Here is a 15,667-nt window from a genome sequence, read left to right as displayed (position 1 = left end):
CGGCGGAGGTGCTCGACATCGTGGACGAGCACGACCGGGTGATCGGCCGGGCCCCGCGCGCCGAGGCGTACGCGCGCGGGCTGCGGCACCGCTGCGTGTTCGTCCTCGCCCGGGACGCCCAGGACCGGGTCTTCGTGCACCGGCGCACCCCCGGCAAGCTGGTCTTCCCCTCCCTGTACGACATGTTCGTCGGCGGGGTCGTCGGCGCGGGCGAGAGCTACGACGACGCGGCGCTGCGGGAGGCCGAGGAGGAGCTCGGGGTCAGCGGACTCCCCGCGCCCACCCCGCTGTTCGGCTTCCTCTACGACGGCGGCGGCGACCCCGCGCGGAGCTGGTGGTCGCGGGTCTACGAGGTCCGCTGCACCCTGCCCGTGCAGCCGCAGCCCGAGGAGGTCGCCTGGCACTCCTTCCTCGACGGGGCGGAACTGTCGGCGCGCCTGGACGAGTGGGAGTGGGTGCCCGACGGGCTGGAGGCGTACCGCCGCCTGCTCGCGCGCGCGGCGGAGTGACGCAGGCGCCGGGGGCGGCAAGGGGCGGCCGCACCCCCCGCAGGAGGGCGGGGACGCATGAGCGCCCCGGCACGAGGCGGCGGCCGGACCCGCGGGTAGGGTGCGCTGCGTGAGCGATTTCGTGCAGAGCCTGCGGCTGTGGTTCGCGCCGGCCCGCATCCGGGACGAGGGCGAGACCCCTGACTACCGGTTCTCGCTCGCCAACGAACGGACCTTCCTCGCCTGGATCCGCACCGCGCTCGCCCTGATCGGCGGCGGTTTCGCCGTCGACCAGTTCCTGCCCGATCTCCGGTGGGGCGTCCGCGCCGGGCTGGCGCTCGCGCTGATCGGCACGGGGGCGGCGTGCGCGGTGCGCGCCGTGAACCACTGGGTGCGGTGCGAGCGCGCCATGCGCCGGGGCGAGGACCTGCCGGTGTCGCGCTTCCCCGCGCTGCTGGCCGTGCTGGTGGCGGTGGTGGCGGTCGCGATGGTGCTGGTCGTGGCCTGGGGCGACGTATGACGGCCGGGACGGGGCCTGCCCCGGCCCGGCGGCGGTCCGCGGCACGGCGGGGCGACGGGTGACGGCGTCCCCGCCGGAGCGCGATCCGGGTCTCCAGCCCGAGCGGACCAGGCTGGCCTGGCGTCGCACCGTGCTGAGCTGGACGGTGGTGGCCGTGCTCGCCGTGCGGCAGGTGGCCGGCGGGGAGCCGGTCTGGACGGATGTGCTCGCGATGGGGATGTGCGTGCTGGCGCTGCTGGGGTTCGCCTCCGTGGCCAACCGGCGGATGCTGGCGATGGCCGCCGCGCGGCCCGCCGCCCTCACCACGGGCGGTGCGGTGGCGGCGGTGGTCTGCACCCTGGTGCTGGCGGCGTTCGCCGTCGCCATCGTGGTGTGAGGGTCCGCCGTCGCCATCGTGGTGTGAGGGTCCGCCGTCGCCATCGTGGTGTGAGGGTCCGCCGTCGCCATCGTGGTGTGACGGCGGGGCGCCGCCCGCACGGCGACGCGGTGCGATCATCAGCCTTTCCCGGTGGCCCGGTCCGGCGCCCCGGCGGTCGACGATGAGCCCACTAGCCTGGAATGCGGCATTTGTCCGCATGTCCATCACGAGGTGAGCGCCATGACCGTCCTGCACCACGAGCACACCGGCCACTCCCACGCCCACGGCCCCACCTGCGGCCACACCGAGATCCGCCACGGCGACCATCTCGACTACGCCCACGACGGGCACCTCCACCGCGCCCACGACGGGCACTGGGACGAGTGCGAGGCCGGTGAGCACGTCTCGCACAGCGGTCACGCCCACCAGCACGGCGACGGCTGCGGCCACCCGGCCGTCGCGCACGGCGACCACGTCGACTACGTCCACGACGGTCACCGCCACGCCCCGCACGACGGGCACTGGGACGACCACTGACGGTCCCCCGGCAACGGCCTCCGGGACGACACGTGGACGCCGGCACCGGCCTCCGGGCCGGCCCCCGGCCCCCCGGGCCGCACGCGCGCGCGAACGGCGCCCCCGCCGGGTGGCGGCCACCCGTGACCGCCGCGCCGATTTCCTCCTGACCGCGGCAACTGGCAGGCTCTGAGCGCCCGTTGCACCGGGCCTGGAATCGACCGGAGCTGCCCGTCAGGGGGACCACAGTGCCTGCCACGGATCCGTACCTCGTCCGGCTGACGCCGAACGTGCACGCCTACGTCCAGCCGGACGGCGGCTGGTGCCTGAACAACGCCGGGTTCGTCAGCGACGGGGAATCCACCCTGCTCGTCGACACCGCCGCCACGGAGCACCGTGCGCGCGCCCTCCTGGCGGCGCTCACCGGCACCGGCGCCCCGCCGCCGCGCATCGTCGTCAACACCCATCACCACGGCGACCACACGTACGGCAACGGCGTCTTCCTGCCGGAGGCGGTGATCGCCGGTCACGACGCATGCCGCGAGGAAGTGCTGTCCGCCGGGAGGCAGCTGCACGCGCTGTGGCCGGAAACAGACTTCGGGGACGTGCGGATAACCCCGCCGGACGTGACCTACAACGACCGGATGACGCTGCACGCGGGCGGCAGCGAGGTGCGTCTCCTGCATCCGGGCGGTGCCGCCCACACCCTCGGCGACACGGTCGTGCATCTGCCGTCCGAGGGCATCGTCCTCACCGGTGACCTGATCTTCGCCGGCGGGACGCCGTTCCTGATGGCGGGTTCGCTCAGCGGTTCGCTGCGGGCGCTCGGCGTGCTGCGCTCGCTCGACGCGGAGATCGTGGTGCCCGGCCACGGGCCGGTGACGGACCCGTCGGCGTACGACGCGACGGAGCGCTACCTCCTCTTCGTGGCCGAACTCGCCGAGCGGGGTCACGCCGCAGGGCGCACTCCGCTGGAGACGGCCATGGCGGCGGAGCTCGGCGAGTTCGCCGAGCTCCGGGAGAGCGAGCGCCTGGTGGCGAACGTGCACCGCGCCTACGCGGAGCTGGCGGGGCTTCCCGAGGGCTCGCCGCTGGACATGGCGGCGGTCGTCGGCGACATGACCCTGATGAACGGCGGCACCCCGATCGCCTGCCACGCCTGACGGCGGCCGCGCACACGGGCCGGACGGCGCCCCTCCCGGGGCGGCGCCGTCCGGCCCTCCCTGTGATGTGCGTTCCCGGTGCGGTTCACGGGCTGGACGACATACCGACTGGTCGGTCATCATGGTCGCGTCCAGGACCGACGACCGGAACCGCCCCCGGAGGTGCCCCCCATGAGCCCAGCCCCACAGGGCCTCGACCCCGAGCAGTTGCGCGGCCATCTCGACCGCGAACGACCGGGGCTGGTGAGCGGACCGCTCAGCGCGCGGCTCATCCAGGGCGGCCGCTCCAACCTCACCTACGCCGTCACCGACGGGACGAACCGGTGGGTCGTCCGGCGCCCGCCGCTGGGACATGTCCTCGCGACCGCGCACGACATGAAGCGCGAGCACCGGGTCATCAGCGCGCTCGCCGGGACCGCCGTGCCGGTGCCGGAGCCTGTGCTGCTGTGCGAGGACGACTCCGTGCTGGGGGCGCCGTTCTACGTCATGGAGTTCGTCGAGGGCACCCCGTACCGCACCGCCGAGGAGCTGGCCCCGCTCGGCCCGGAGCGCACCCGGGAGGCGGTGCTCGGTCTCGTCGACACCCTCGTCGACCTGCACGCCGTCGATCCGGAGGCCGTCGGCCTCGGGGACTTCGGCCGGCCGGAGGGCTTCCTCGACCGGCAGCTCCGCCGCTGGGGCAAGCAGCTCGCCGCCTCGCGCGGCCGGGAGCTGGCCGGCATCGACGAGCTGCACGCGGCGCTCGGGCGCGAGCTGCCCGTCTCCCCCGCGCCCACCGTGGTGCACGGCGACTACCGCCTCGACAACGTGCTCATCGGCGAGGACGACCGCATCAAGGCGGTGCTCGACTGGGAGATGTCGACCCTCGGCGACCCGCTGACCGACCTCGGTCTGCTGGTGATGTACAGCCGCCGGCTCGAACTGCCCGGCTCTCCCATCAGCACCACCGCGGGCGCCCTCGGACACCCCGCCCCGGCCGAACTGATCGAGCGGTACGCCGCCCGCTCCGGCCGGGACGCGTCCGCGATCTCCTGGTACACCGCCTTCGCCTGGTTCAAGCTCGCCGTGATCCTGGAGGGCATCCACTACCGCTACACCCTCGGCCAGACCGTCGGCGCCGGCTTCGACCGGATCGGCGATCTCGTCCCCGTCTTCATCGAGCACGGTCTCACCACCCTCCAGGAAGGCTGAGCGCCCCCATGGACTTCGCATTCGACGCCCGCACCGAGGAACTCCGCGCCCGGCTGCTGGCCTTCATGGACGAGCACGTCCACCCGGCCGAGGAGATCGAGCACGAGCAGCGCGCCCGTCTCGCCTCCCCGTGGGACACCCCCGCGATCGTCGAGGAGCTCAAGGCGGAGGCCCGCAGGCAGGGCCTGTGGAACCTCTTCCTCCCCGACTCCGAGTACGGCGCCGGTCTGACCAACCTCCAGTACGCGCCGCTCGCCGAGATCACCGGCCGCAGCCCCCATCTCGCGCCCACCGCGCTGAACTGCGCCGCCCCGGACACCGGGAACATGGAGGTGCTGTCGCAGTTCGGCAGCGCGGAGCAGAAGAAGCAGTGGCTGGAGCCGCTGCTCGCCGGGGAGATCCGTTCCGCCTTCGCGATGACCGAGCCGGAGGTCGCCTCCTCCGACGCGACGAACATCCGCACCCGGATCGACCGGGACGGCGACGACTACGTCGTCAACGGCCGCAAGTGGTACATCTCCGGGGCGATGAACCCCAAGTGCGAGATCTTCATCGTGATGGGCAAGACCGACCCGGACGGCGAGGACATCCGGCGCCAGCAGTCGATGATCCTGGTGCCGCGCGACACCCCGGGCGTCGAGATCCGGCGCGCGATGCAGGTGTACGGCTACGAGGACCACTCCCACGGCGGCCACGCCGAGGTCGTCTTCACCGACGCCCGGGTCCCCGCCTCCAACCTGATCGGCGAGGAGGGCGGCGGCTTCGCCATCGCCCAGGCCCGCCTCGGGCCCGGCCGCATCCACCACTGCATGCGCCTGATCGGCATGGCCGAGCGGGCGATCGAGCTGATGTGCCGGCGCGCGGTCTCCCGTGAGGCGTTCGGCAAGGCGCTCGCCCAGCAGGGCGTGGTCCAGAACTGGATCGCCGACGCCCGGGTCACCGTGGAGCAGCTCCGGCTGCTGGTGCTGAAGACCGCCTGGCTGATGGACACCGTGGGCAACCGCGGGGCGCACACCGAGATCCAGGCCATCAAGATCGCGACGCCGCGTGCCGTGGTGGACATCCTCGACAAGGCGGTCCAGGTGCACGGCGCGGGCGGCGTCAGCCAGGACTTCCCGCTGGCGGAGCTGTGGGCGTCGGCCCGCACCCTGAAGCTGGCGGACGGCCCCGACGAGGTGCACCAGCGCTCCCTGGCCCGCCGGGAGCTGAAGCGCTACCTCTGAGGCCCTCTGCGCGGACGGGCGGACGCGGTCCGTCCGTCCGCGCGTCCGTCTGCCCCTCCGCGCGTCCGTCCGAGCGCGTCCGTCCGTCGCGCGCCTCCGTCCGAGCGCGTCCGTCCGTCGCGCGCCGGCTCAGACCAGGTGGTTGCCGTCCCACTCCGGGAGGACCAGGTTGGCGAGGCTGCGCTGCCGGAAGGGCACGGCGCGGTCGCCGGTGCCCTTGTACAGCCACTTGAGGCCGTCCGAGCCGACGGTCAGCAGGTCCGCCCGTCCGTCGCGGTCGGCGTCGCCGATGGCGACGAGCTGCGGCATCGCTCCCCAGCCGCCGCCGACCCGGGTCCGGGCGGTGAAGGTGCCGTCCCCCTTGCCGAGGTACAGCCAGAGCACGCCCGAGTGGTCCCGGGCCAGCAGGTCGCCGGCCTTCGCCCCGGCCAGGTCGCCCGCCAGGGTGAGGCTGTCGTAGATCCCCCAGCCGCCGCCGACCCGGGTGCGGGCGGCGAACGGCGCGCTCCGGTCGCCGGTGCCCCGGTGGAGCCACAGGACACCGGACGCGTCGGACGCGACGAGGTCGGCGCGGCCGTCGCCGGTGAGGTCGCCGCCCGCGGCGACGGAGGTGTAGCCGCCCCAGCCGCCGCCGACCCGGGTGCGGGCGGTGAAGGTGCCGTCGCCCTTGCCGAGGTACAGCCACAGCACGCCCGAGCGGTCCCGGGCCACCAGGTCGTCGGTGCGTGCCCCGGCGAGGTCCCCGGCGGACTCGATCAGGTCGTAGGTGTTCCATCCGCCGCCGACGAGCGCCCGGTCCGTGCCGTCGAGCTGGTCGGCGTAGGCCCAGTAGTCGGTGTCGAGCCGCCAGAGCCGGCCGCCGGCGTCCCGGGCGAGGAGGTCGGGGGCGCCGTTGTCCGTGAAGTCGTGCGCGGAGGGGGCGCGCGTGACGGTGAAGCGGCCGGACGCCTTCAGGTCGGGGCCGATGCCGTTCAGCGGACGGGCGGTGAACTCCCAGGTGTACTCGCCGTTGTAGGCGGACACCCTTTCGTCGAAGCCCAGGTCGCCCTGCCACGGGAAGGTGTAGTCGGGCGTGTACGGGTGGGTGACGGAGAAGCGCATGGTCTTCCCGGTGCGCACGTGCCGCAGCGTCCCCGTGAGGTCCGCGTTGTGACGTGACAGCCGCCAGGTCAGCGCGCGCTGCCCGTGCGGTGCGTCGAGGTCGATCACGGACCCGATGTCGTGGCCGCGCAGGCTGAGCGCCGTGGACTCGCCCGTCGTCGCCACGAGTTCCGCGGACGGGGCCCCGCCGGCCGCCGGCGGCGCGACGCGGTAGACGCCCTCGCCCTTCGCCACCGTGCCGCCGCGCACGTACAGGGAGCCGTCGGGGCCCGTGGCCGCCGAGTTCACGTGGTCGAGCAGCCGGCGGACGGTCCCGTTCGTCAGGTGGCGCGCGGTCAGCGCGTGCATCGGGTCCGGGGTCCCGGAGGTGTGCCCGCCGCGCTCGCCGTAGGTCAGCCAGTCGCCGGCCAAACCGATCTCGACGCCGTACGCCGAGGCGCCGAGCGGGATCCGCTGGGTCGTTCCGGTGGCGCGGGTCACGACGACCACCGATCCCTTCGAGCCCTCCTCCTCGACCCAGGCGAGGTGGGTGCGGGAGACGGCCACGTCCCCCTTGAGGCCCGCCGGGGGAATCGGCCCGTGGACGGAGACGGTGGACGCGGCCAGGTCCACGAAGCCCCAGGTGCGCTCCCCCGACGCCGCGGTGAAGGTGACGAGGGCGTGTTCCGGGGTGGCGGCGCCGACGGCGATCGCGGTGGCGCCGGCGGGCAGCCCGGTGAGCGGGGTGACCACGCCGTCCACGCCGTGCCCGCGCAGGACGGTCCGGCCGCCCTCGTCGACGACGGTGGTGAAGATCGTCCGGCCCGCCCCACCCGCGTAGGAGATGCCCGAGCCCACGGGGAAGGCCACACGCAGCAGTTGGGTGCCGGCGGCCATGTCGCGCAGCACGGCCGCGTTCGGCGCGCGGTCCACCACCAGGTCCCCGATGCCTGTGGCGTTGGCCGCCGAGGAGGACGCCAGGGTCGTGTGCTCGCCGTCCGCGGCGCTGACCCAGCGGTGCTCCAGTGACGTCTCGGACCTGACCAGGTACCCCGTCGCGGTCGCCCCGGTGAGCCTGAAGCCGGCGGGGAACGGCGACACGCCCTCGTCGGCCGTGGCGCGCGCCCCCGCCTCCGCCGGCGCGGCGACCGCGGACACGGGGGACGCGGCCAGGGCCGGGGCGCTCATGCCGCCGGCTCCGAGCGTGACGGCGAGGACGGTGGAGACGGCCGCGGCGAGCCGCCGGGCCGTACGGGTGCGAGGCACATTTCCCCCAGGAGACCGGGCGCGCACGCTGCGCGCGCAGGATCAGACCTCCGGGCGGGCGCGAGGGTTGTACGCGGGCGCGAGGGTTGTACGCGGAGGCGGATGGCCCGCGGTGAGCCCTCGGGTCAGTACCCGCCGCCCGGTGTGTGGTCCGCCAGGGCCAGCTCGCGGGCGAAGCGCGCGACGCGGAGCGCGGCCCGGGCGAGGGCCCGGCGGAGCCGGTGGGGGGTGGAGCCGTAGGCCGTGCTCCACAGCGCCGGCAGGCGGGTGGCCATGAATCCAGCGTGGCCCGGCCGGGCGGACCGGGCCACCGCTGGGCGGCCGCGGCCGGTCCGGGGCGTGCTGCCGAAGCAGCTCCGTCCGCCCGCGGGCCAGGAGGGACGCGGGCCAGGAGGGACTTCCGCGCTGCGCCCTACGGGCGCAGCGCGCGCAGGAGGAGGTCGGCGAGGTGGTCGGCGACCTGCTGCTTGGTGAGGGGGCCGTCGGGGCGGTACCACGTCGAGAGGTGGTGGACCGAGCCGAAGTGGTAGTCGACGACGAGGTCGGCGGGGGTGGCCGTGGAGAAGACGCCGCTGCGCTGCCCCTCCTCCACCAGGGCCCGGAAGCGCTCGTGGTAGCGGCGGCGCTCGGCGCGGACCTGCTTGTGCTTCTCGGGGCTCAGGTGGTGCATGGAGCGGAAGAAGATCGCCGCGTCGTCGAGGTTGTCGATGGTGGTGACGACGACGTCGGCCGCGGCGCCCCGCAGCCGGTCCTCGATCGGTTCGTCGGCGTCCGCGTAGGCGTCGAGGCGTTCCTGCTGGACGCGCAGGACGCGGGCGTAGACCTCCTGGAGGAGGTCCTCCTTGGAGCCGAAGTAGTGGTAGAGGGCGCCCTTGGTGACGCCGGCCTTCTCCACGATCTCCTGGACCGAGGTGCGGTCGTACCCCTGCTCCGCGAACAGGCGGGTGGCGGTGGCCAGCAGTCTCTGCGGTACGGGGGTCCCCTCCCCGTCCGTGGTCCTGGCCATCGCGCCACCCGCCTTTCGTCTTGATTTCCTCTGGTGCCGGGCCGGTCTCTACGCTTGCGAACGCAGTTCCCGCCTGAGGATCTTCCCACTCGTGGTCTTCGGGAGTTCCGGCAGGACCGTCACGTCACGGGGGTACTTGTACGCCGCGAGCCGCTGCTCGCAGTAGGCGGAGAGCTCGCCGGGCGCCACCTCCGCGCCGGGGCGCAGGCTGACGTAGGCCCGGACCGTCTCGCCCCGGTAGGCGTCGGGCACGCCGACGACGGCCGCCTCCCGCACGGCGGGGTGGGTGTACAGGACGTCCTCCACCTCGCGCGGCCACACCTTGAAGCCGGAGGCGTTGATCATGTCCTTCTTGCGGTCGACGACGTACAGCCAGCCGTCGGTGTCCATGAACCCGATGTCGCCGGTGCGCAGTTCGCCGCCGGGGAAGGCCTGGGCGCTCGCCTCGGGCAGTCCCCAGTAGCCGGGGACGACCTGCGGTCCGCGGACGGCGATCTCGCCCTGCTCGCCGAGGGGGACCTCGTCGCCCAGCTCGTCGAGGATGCGCACGATCGTGTCGGGGCCGGGGACGCCGACGGAGAGCGTGCCGGAGGCGGGGTCGACCGGGGCCTCGTGCTCCGGGGGCACGGCGGCGCAGGGCGCGGTGCACTCGGTGAGGCCGTAGCCGTTGCGGATGTAGGGGCCGAAGCGCTCGCGGAAGCCCTCGACCAGCGCGGGCGGCAGCGGCGCGCCGCCCGAGGAGATCACGGCGAAGGAGGCGAAGTGGTCCGGGGTGACGGCCGGGTGGGCGGCCAGCGCCATGAAGGCGGTGGAGGGGCCGACGGTGTAGGCGGGCCGGTGCTCGGCGAAGGCGTCGAGGACGACCCCGGCGTCGAAGCGGTAGGTGAGCGCGAGGGTGCCGGCGTTCGCGAAGCAGGCGGCGAGCTGGCAGACCATGCCGGTGATGTGGAACAGCGGCGCGAGCGCGTAGTAGCAGGCGCCCTCGGGCACGGGGTGGCCGGTGCGCTGGCGTTCGGCGTTGTAGGCGAGGGCGCCGTGCGGGTTCATCGCGCCCTTGGGGGTGCCGCTGGTGCCGGAGGTGTAGCTGATGAGGGCCGTGTCGCCGGCGGCGGGCTCGGGGACTCCGGGTGCGGGCAGGCCGCCGCGGGCGGCGTCGAGCAGGTCGTCGGCGTCGGCGGCGGGCGTCTCGCGGGCGAAGCCGAGGACCCGGGTGTCGCCGCGGGTCTGGAGGTCGAGTTCGCAGGCGGTGAGGACGACGCGCACCGGGGAGGCGGCGGCGCAGTCGCGCAGATACGCCTCCCAGGCCCGGTCGGAGCAGACGAGGGCCGCGGCCCCGGCGTCGGCGAGGACGTGGGAGACCTCGCCGCTCTTGTACATCGGGTTCAGCGGGACGACGGTGGCGCCGGCCTTCCACGCGCCGAGCAGGGCGATCACGAAGTGCGGGGTGTTCTGGAGCATGAGCGCGACCCGGTCGCCGGGGGCGATGCCGCGGGCGGCGAGGTGCCCGGCGACGGAGTCGGAGAGCGTGTCGGTCTCCCCGTAGGTGAGGCGGCCGTCGAAGTAGGCGAGCGCGGTCCTGCCGGGGGCGCGGGCGGCGGCGGCGCGGAAGGCGCCCAGCACGCTCGGGGGCGGGTCGACGGGGGCGCGCTGGGCCTCGCTCAGGCGGCCGAGCCAGGGGCGCGCGGCGTAGACGGAGCTCACCGGGAGACCTCCTCCCACTTGCGCTGGAGGTGGTTCATGCCGCCGAGCCACTTGTCCGTCTCGGCGGCCCTGGCCCGGTAGTAGCCCGCCACCTCGGGGTGCGGCAGGACCAGGAAGCGGTCCTCGGCCATCGCGTCGAAGAGGGCGTCGGCGACGTCCTCGGGCTCGATCGCGGTGGGCTTCAGGACGATGTCGCCGGCCGATCCGGTGGCGGCGAGCATGTCGGTGCGCACGCCCTGGGGGCAGATGGCGTGGACCTTGAGGCCGCGGTGGCGGTAGGTGAGGGAGAGCCACTCGGCGTAGGCGAGGGCGCCGTGCTTGGTGACGCTGTACGGGGCGGCGCCGATCATGGTCAGCAGTCCGGCGGCGGAGACGGTGGAGACGAAGGTCCCGCTGCCGCGCTCCAGCCAGTCGGGGAGCAGGGCGCGGCTCGCGCGGACGTGCGCCATGACGTTGACGTCCCAGGCGGCGGCCCACACGTCCTCGTCGGCGAAGGCGTCCCCGCCGGAGCCCAGGCCGGCGTTGGCGCAGTAGACGTCGACGGTGCCGCCGAGCGCCTCGCGGGCGGCTTCCACGATGCCGGAGGCGTCGCCGGGGACGGCGGTGCCGCCGACGTCGGCGGCGACGGCCTCGGCCTTGGCGGCGTCGATGTCGTTGACCACGACCCGGGCGCCCTCGGCGGCGAACCGCCGGGCGAGCGCGGCGCCTATGCCGCCGCCCGCGCCCGTGACCACAACTCCCGCGCCCCGCACCGTACTCATCACACTCCGCCCTTCGCAGGTCCTCGGCTCTGCGGGCAGACTAACCGGTCGGTATGTGCCGGGGGAAGGGGTCGGGCACACGGGTGCCGCCGAGGTCGTTCCCGGCGGGCGTCAGGAGCGCTAGCCTGCGTGGCCATGACAGACGGCGATCACGGAGGTAGCCCGATGAGCCTGTCCAGACGGGGTTTGCTGGCCGCGGGCGGCGGTGCGGTGGGGGCCCTCGCGGCCGCCGCCCCGACCGCCGCCGCCCACGGCGACCGGGGCCGCGCGGTGCGCACGGGATTCGAGCGGCTCGCGGCGGACGGCTACGCGGCCCTGGCGGGCGAGCGCGTCGGGGTGGTGACCAACCCGACGGGCATCACCCGCGACGTGCGCCACATCGTGGACGTGATGCACGCCGACGAGCGGGTGGACCTGATCGCGGTCTTCGGCCCCGAGCACGGGTTCCGCGGCACCGCGCAGGCCGGCGGCTCCGAGGGCCGCTACGACGACCCGGCCACCGGACTGCCGGTCTACGACACGTACCTGAAGAGCGGCCGGCCGCTGGCGGACGTCTTCACCGCCTCGGGCGTGGACACCGTCGTCTTCGACATCCAGGACGCCGGCGCCCGCTTCTACACCTACATCTGGACGCTGTTCGACTGCATGGAGGCCGCCGCGCTGGCCGGCAAGCGGTTCGTGGTGCTGGACCGGCCGAACCCGGTGACCGGGCGGGCCGCCCTCGGCCCGGTCCTCGACAAGCGGTTCGCCACCTTCGTCGGCCGGGAGCCCATCGCGCAGGCGCACGGCATGACCGTCGCCGAGCTGGCGCTGCTGTTCAACGGCGAGTTCCTGACGCAGCCGGTGGACCTGTCCGTGGTCACCATGAAGGGCTGGCGGCGCACCGACTTCTTCGACGAGACCGGGCTGCCCTGGGTGCCGCCGAGCCCCAACATGCCCACCCCGGAGACCGCCGTCGTCTACTCCGGCACCTGCCTCTTCGAGGGCACCAACCTCTCCGAGGGGCGCGGCACCACCCGGCCGTTCGAACTGCTGGGCGCCGAGGGCGTCGACCGGCACTGGGCCGAGGCGGCGAACGCGCTGGAACTGCCCGGAGTCCGCTTCCGCGAGGCCTACTTCGCGCCCACGTTCTCCAAGTTCCAGGGCAGGACCGTGGGCGGCGTCCAGGTGCACGTGCACGACCGCGCGTCCTTCGACCCGGTGCGCGCCGGCATCGGGCTGCTGGTGACGGCCAAGGCGAGCTGGAGCGGATTCGCCTGGCGGCCGGACAACTGGATCGACAAGCTCACCGGCACCACCTCGGTGCGCACGCTGATCGACGCCGGCGCGGACACCGACGAGGTCGTCGGGGCCTGGGCGGCCGATCTGGCCGCGTTCCGCGCCGTGCGCAGGAGGTATCTGCGCTACTGACCCGGCCGGCCCGGGCGGGGGTGAGGCTGTCCCCACCCCCGCTCCGGGTGGCCGCACCCTGGCCCCGCCCCCGGGCGCGCGGGGAGGGTGGGGGCCATGCGCCCCCGGCTGCGAGACCTCAGAAGGCATCCCCTGCTCCGGCACGCCGTGCTGTTCCTCGCGGCACTGGCCGCCATCGCCCTGATGGCGCCCGCGCGGGCGCAGCAGCAGACCGACGACCCGGTGCGCGCCCTCGCCCGGCACGCCGAGCCGCTCTCCGACCTGCGTCCACTGGCCGCCATGGCGGGCTCGGCCACCGTCGTGGGCGTCGGCGAGGCGACCCACGGCTCGTCCGAGTTCTTCACCACCAAGCACCGGCTGTTCCGGCACCTCGTCGAGCACGAGGACTTCACCACGTACGCCCTGGAGGCCAACTGGAGCGCGGGGCTGCGGCTGAACGCGTACGTGCTGCGCGGCGAGGGCGATCCCCGCACGATCATGCGCGAGGAGTTCCAGGAGTCGTACCTGATCTGGCACACCCGCGAGTACCTGGACCTCCTGGAGTGGATGCGGCGGCACAACGTCCGGCACCCCGACCGGCCGGTGCAGTTCATGGGCAACGACATCGCCTACGCGGGGCCGCGGCTGTTCGACGAGGTCACCTCCTACGTGGCGGCCCGCCATCCCCGGCTGCTCCCCGAGTTCGAGCGGCTCTACGCGGCGTCCCGGCCGGCCGGCGGGGTCCGGGAGACCATCGAGCGCTCGATGCGGCGGCCGCTCGCCGAGCGCCGGGCCATGGCCGCCGACGTGCGGGCCGCCCTCGCGCTGCTGGAGCGGCAGCGGCCCGGACCGGACCGCGAGCGGCGCGCCTGGGTCCTCCAGCACGCCCGCGCCATCGCGCAGACGGGCGCCGAGTTCGCCTTCGACTTCGAGGACCCGGCACAGGTCGGCGCGGCCATGCGCCACCGGGACCGGATGATGGCCGAGAACACCGTCTGGTGGCAGCGGCACACCGGGCACCGGATGCTGCTCTCCGCCCACAACGGTCACGTCCGCTACGAGACCACCGACCCCGAGAACTATCCCAAGGTGCAGGGCGCGTTCCTGCGGGACCTGATCGGCGACTCCTATGTGAGCGTCGGCTTCACCTTCGGCCGGGGGTCGTTCAACGCCCTGGACCTGACGGACCCCGGGGAGCGGCTCGGCACCTTCTCCGTCCCGGCGCCCGGCCCCGGCCGGGCCGAGCACACCCTGGAACGGGTCGCCGCGCACGACTGGTACGCCGATCTGCGCACGGCCCCGCGGACGGCCCGCCAGTGGCTGGGAGTCGCCCGTCCCACCTGGGACATCGGCAATGCCTGGCCGGACGAGCCCGAGCAGGTGCGCCTGCTCACGTCGTACGACGTCCTCATCCATCTGCATGAGGTCCGGGCGGCCGAACGTCTCTGATCCTCCGCGGGTATGGCTGTTTCCTCCCTTGCGCAGGATGCTGGGGTGAGGGGACAAGGGGAGGGGCGCCATGGCCGACACAGGTGGGCAGCCGTACCGGGAGGCGGTCTTCGGAGCGGACGGCGATCCGCTCGGACCGTGCGACGGCCTGGTGGAGCCGGGCGTCACCGATCTGCTCCTGTTCGCGCACGGGTGGCACAACTCCCCCGCCACGGCGCGGGCGCTGGACACGGCGTTCTTCGCCCCGTTCGGCAAACTCGTCGCCCAGACCCCGCAGGCGCGGCTCGCCTGCGCGACGGTCGCCTGGCCGTCGATGCGGTTCACGGACGAGTCGATCCCCGATGTGGAGCCGCCCGCACCGGGAGCGCAGCCGACGGGGCCGGGCCTCGACCGGGCGACCCGTGACGGGCTGGCCGCGCTGCACCCCGGCCGGCACGCCGCGGTGCGGCGGCTGGCGGTGCTCCTCGACGAGCAGCCGGCCTCCTGGGCGGCGTTCGAGGAGTTCGGCTCGCTGGCACGGCAGTTGGCGGCCGTCCCGGCCGGCGGCCTGGAGTCGGGCTTCGCCGAGGACCTGCCGCAGGACGAGCAGGGGCCGCCCGCCGTGCTCTACGAGAGCGTCCCGACGCTGTGCCGACGGCTGTCGGAGGCCCTGGACGCCGGCCCGGCGCCGGACGCCTGGGGCCCGCCCGGCGGGGCGATACCCGGCGCCTGGGGTCCGGGCGCGGCGATACCCGGTGCCCGGGGTCCGGCGGCTGGCACACCGCCCGGCGGGCCGCCGGTCATGGTGCCCGCCGTGGTGCCCTGGCCGTGGCGGGGCGCGAAGGAACTGCTGCGGCAGACCACGTACTACGCGCTGAAGCGCCGGGCCGGGACCGTCGGGGAGCTGGGGCTCGGCCCGCTGCTCGGGCGGCTGGCCCGGACCGCGCCCGACGTGCGGGTCCATCTGGTCGGGCACGGCCACGGGGCCCGGCTGGTGGCCTTCGCGCTCCGCGGGCTGCCGCACGGGGCGCACAACGTCAAGTCGCTGACGCTGCTCCAGGGCACGCTGTCCCACTACTCCTTCGCCTGCGGCCTGCCGCACGCGCCGCGCGGCGGGGGCGCGCTCGCCGCGCTCCAGGACCGGGTGGACGGCCCGGTGGTGGCGTCGTACTCGCGGCACGACAGCGCGCTGGGCGTCTTCTACCCGCTGGCCTTCGGGCTCGCCGGTGATCCCGCGGCGGCCGGCGACGACCCGCGCTGGCGCGCGATGGGCGCCGAGGGCATCCGGGCCGTGCCGGGGGCGGTGCGCATGAGCCTCGGCGAGGCGCTGCGCGACGGGCTGCCGGGCAGCGGGTGCGTCAGCGTGGACGCGGCCCAGGTGGTGCGCCGCGGCGGCCCGCCGGCCGGTGCCCACAGTGACATCTGCCACGAGGAACTGGCCCGGCTGGTGCTGGCGGCGGGCCGCGTCGGGCGCTGAGCGGACGACAGGTTCCGGACGAATCGGCGTCCGGCGATTTTCGATGGAGCCTAAACGGGCACTCCTACGTCCATTCCTCAACGCCGATGTACGAGAGTGA

15 protein-coding genes are annotated in these 15,667 nt (G+C 74.5%); 10 read left to right on the top strand and 5 right to left on the bottom strand.

Features of this window, described 5'->3' with window-relative positions; all coding sequences use genetic code 11:
* Positions 1-8 precede the first annotated feature (8 nt).
* The 7 genes from JE024_RS28005 (at position 9) to JE024_RS27975 (ending at position 5,459) form a co-directional block, all read left to right on the top strand.
* Positions 9-509: an NUDIX hydrolase gene (locus JE024_RS28005; protein ID WP_244883243.1), complete on the top strand. Its 501-nt coding sequence runs from the start codon at positions 9-11 to the stop codon at positions 507-509.
* 109 nt (positions 510-618) lie between these two features.
* Positions 619-1,008, top strand: coding sequence for a YidH family protein (locus tag JE024_RS28000; RefSeq protein ID WP_205376247.1), 390 nt, complete (start codon positions 619-621; stop codon positions 1,006-1,008).
* Positions 1,009-1,066: 58 nt separating this feature from the next.
* A complete protein-coding gene (locus JE024_RS27995) occupies positions 1,067-1,384 on the top strand; it encodes a DUF202 domain-containing protein (RefSeq protein WP_205376246.1) in 318 nt (105 codons plus the stop codon).
* Between the two features lie 222 nt (positions 1,385-1,606).
* Entirely contained in the window at positions 1,607-1,903 is a 297-nt protein-coding gene (locus tag JE024_RS27990; protein ID WP_205376245.1) for a hypothetical protein, read from the top strand.
* A 227-nt stretch (positions 1,904-2,130) separates the two neighbouring features.
* Positions 2,131-3,045: an MBL fold metallo-hydrolase gene (locus tag JE024_RS27985; protein ID WP_205376244.1), complete on the top strand. Its 915-nt coding sequence runs from the start codon at positions 2,131-2,133 to the stop codon at positions 3,043-3,045.
* Positions 3,046-3,216: 171 nt separating this feature from the next.
* Positions 3,217-4,236, top strand: a complete 1,020-nt coding sequence (locus tag JE024_RS27980; RefSeq protein WP_205376243.1) for a phosphotransferase family protein — start codon at positions 3,217-3,219, stop codon at positions 4,234-4,236.
* A gap of 8 nt (positions 4,237-4,244) precedes the next feature.
* The gene (locus tag JE024_RS27975; RefSeq protein WP_205376242.1) at positions 4,245-5,459 is read left to right on the top strand and encodes an acyl-CoA dehydrogenase family protein; all 1,215 of its coding nucleotides are present in this window, start codon (positions 4,245-4,247) and stop codon (positions 5,457-5,459) included.
* A 129-nt stretch (positions 5,460-5,588) separates the two neighbouring features.
* Here JE024_RS27975 and JE024_RS27970 read toward each other — a convergent pair whose 3' ends face one another.
* The 5 genes from JE024_RS27970 to JE024_RS27950 all read right to left on the bottom strand — a co-directional run bounded on the left by JE024_RS27970 (position 5,589) and on the right by JE024_RS27950 (position 11,273).
* Complete coding sequence (locus JE024_RS27970) at positions 5,589-7,805, bottom strand: FG-GAP repeat domain-containing protein (RefSeq protein WP_205376241.1); 2,217 nt, start codon at positions 7,803-7,805, stop codon at positions 5,589-5,591.
* A gap of 125 nt (positions 7,806-7,930) precedes the next feature.
* The gene (locus JE024_RS27965) at positions 7,931-8,080 is read right to left on the bottom strand and encodes a hypothetical protein (RefSeq protein ID WP_205376240.1); all 150 of its coding nucleotides are present in this window, start codon (positions 8,078-8,080) and stop codon (positions 7,931-7,933) included.
* A 137-nt stretch (positions 8,081-8,217) separates the two neighbouring features.
* On the bottom strand, positions 8,218-8,811 hold the full coding sequence (locus tag JE024_RS27960; RefSeq protein WP_205376239.1) for a TetR/AcrR family transcriptional regulator: 594 nt from the start codon (positions 8,809-8,811) through the stop codon (positions 8,218-8,220).
* 48 nt (positions 8,812-8,859) lie between these two features.
* Complete coding sequence (locus JE024_RS27955) at positions 8,860-10,512, bottom strand: AMP-binding protein (protein WP_244883098.1); 1,653 nt, start codon at positions 10,510-10,512, stop codon at positions 8,860-8,862.
* Positions 10,509-11,273, bottom strand: coding sequence for an SDR family oxidoreductase (locus tag JE024_RS27950; RefSeq protein WP_205376237.1), 765 nt, complete (start codon positions 11,271-11,273; stop codon positions 10,509-10,511). The genes JE024_RS27955 and JE024_RS27950 overlap by 4 nt, the downstream gene beginning before the upstream one ends.
* Before the next feature lie 165 nt (positions 11,274-11,438).
* Here JE024_RS27950 and JE024_RS27945 point away from each other — a divergent pair, with 165 nt between their 5' ends.
* From JE024_RS27945 to JE024_RS27935, 3 genes are all read left to right on the top strand, one after another.
* Positions 11,439-12,683, top strand: a complete 1,245-nt coding sequence (locus JE024_RS27945) for an exo-beta-N-acetylmuramidase NamZ family protein (RefSeq protein WP_205376236.1) — start codon at positions 11,439-11,441, stop codon at positions 12,681-12,683.
* A 96-nt stretch (positions 12,684-12,779) separates the two neighbouring features.
* Positions 12,780-14,111 carry an erythromycin esterase family protein gene (locus JE024_RS27940; protein ID WP_205376235.1) on the top strand — a complete coding sequence of 444 codons (1,332 nt, stop codon included), beginning with the start codon at positions 12,780-12,782 and terminating at the stop codon, positions 14,109-14,111.
* A gap of 70 nt (positions 14,112-14,181) precedes the next feature.
* The gene (locus JE024_RS27935; RefSeq protein ID WP_205376234.1) at positions 14,182-15,567 is read left to right on the top strand and encodes a serine-threonine protein kinase; all 1,386 of its coding nucleotides are present in this window, start codon (positions 14,182-14,184) and stop codon (positions 15,565-15,567) included.
* Positions 15,568-15,667 lie beyond the last annotated feature (100 nt).

It is taken from the genome of Streptomyces zhihengii (assembly GCF_016919245.1).
Classification (GTDB): Bacteria; Actinomycetota; Actinomycetes; order Streptomycetales; family Streptomycetaceae; genus Streptomyces; species Streptomyces zhihengii.
The sequence above is the reverse complement of the archived record's forward strand: the minus strand, read 5'-3'. Positions and strand labels throughout refer to the sequence as shown.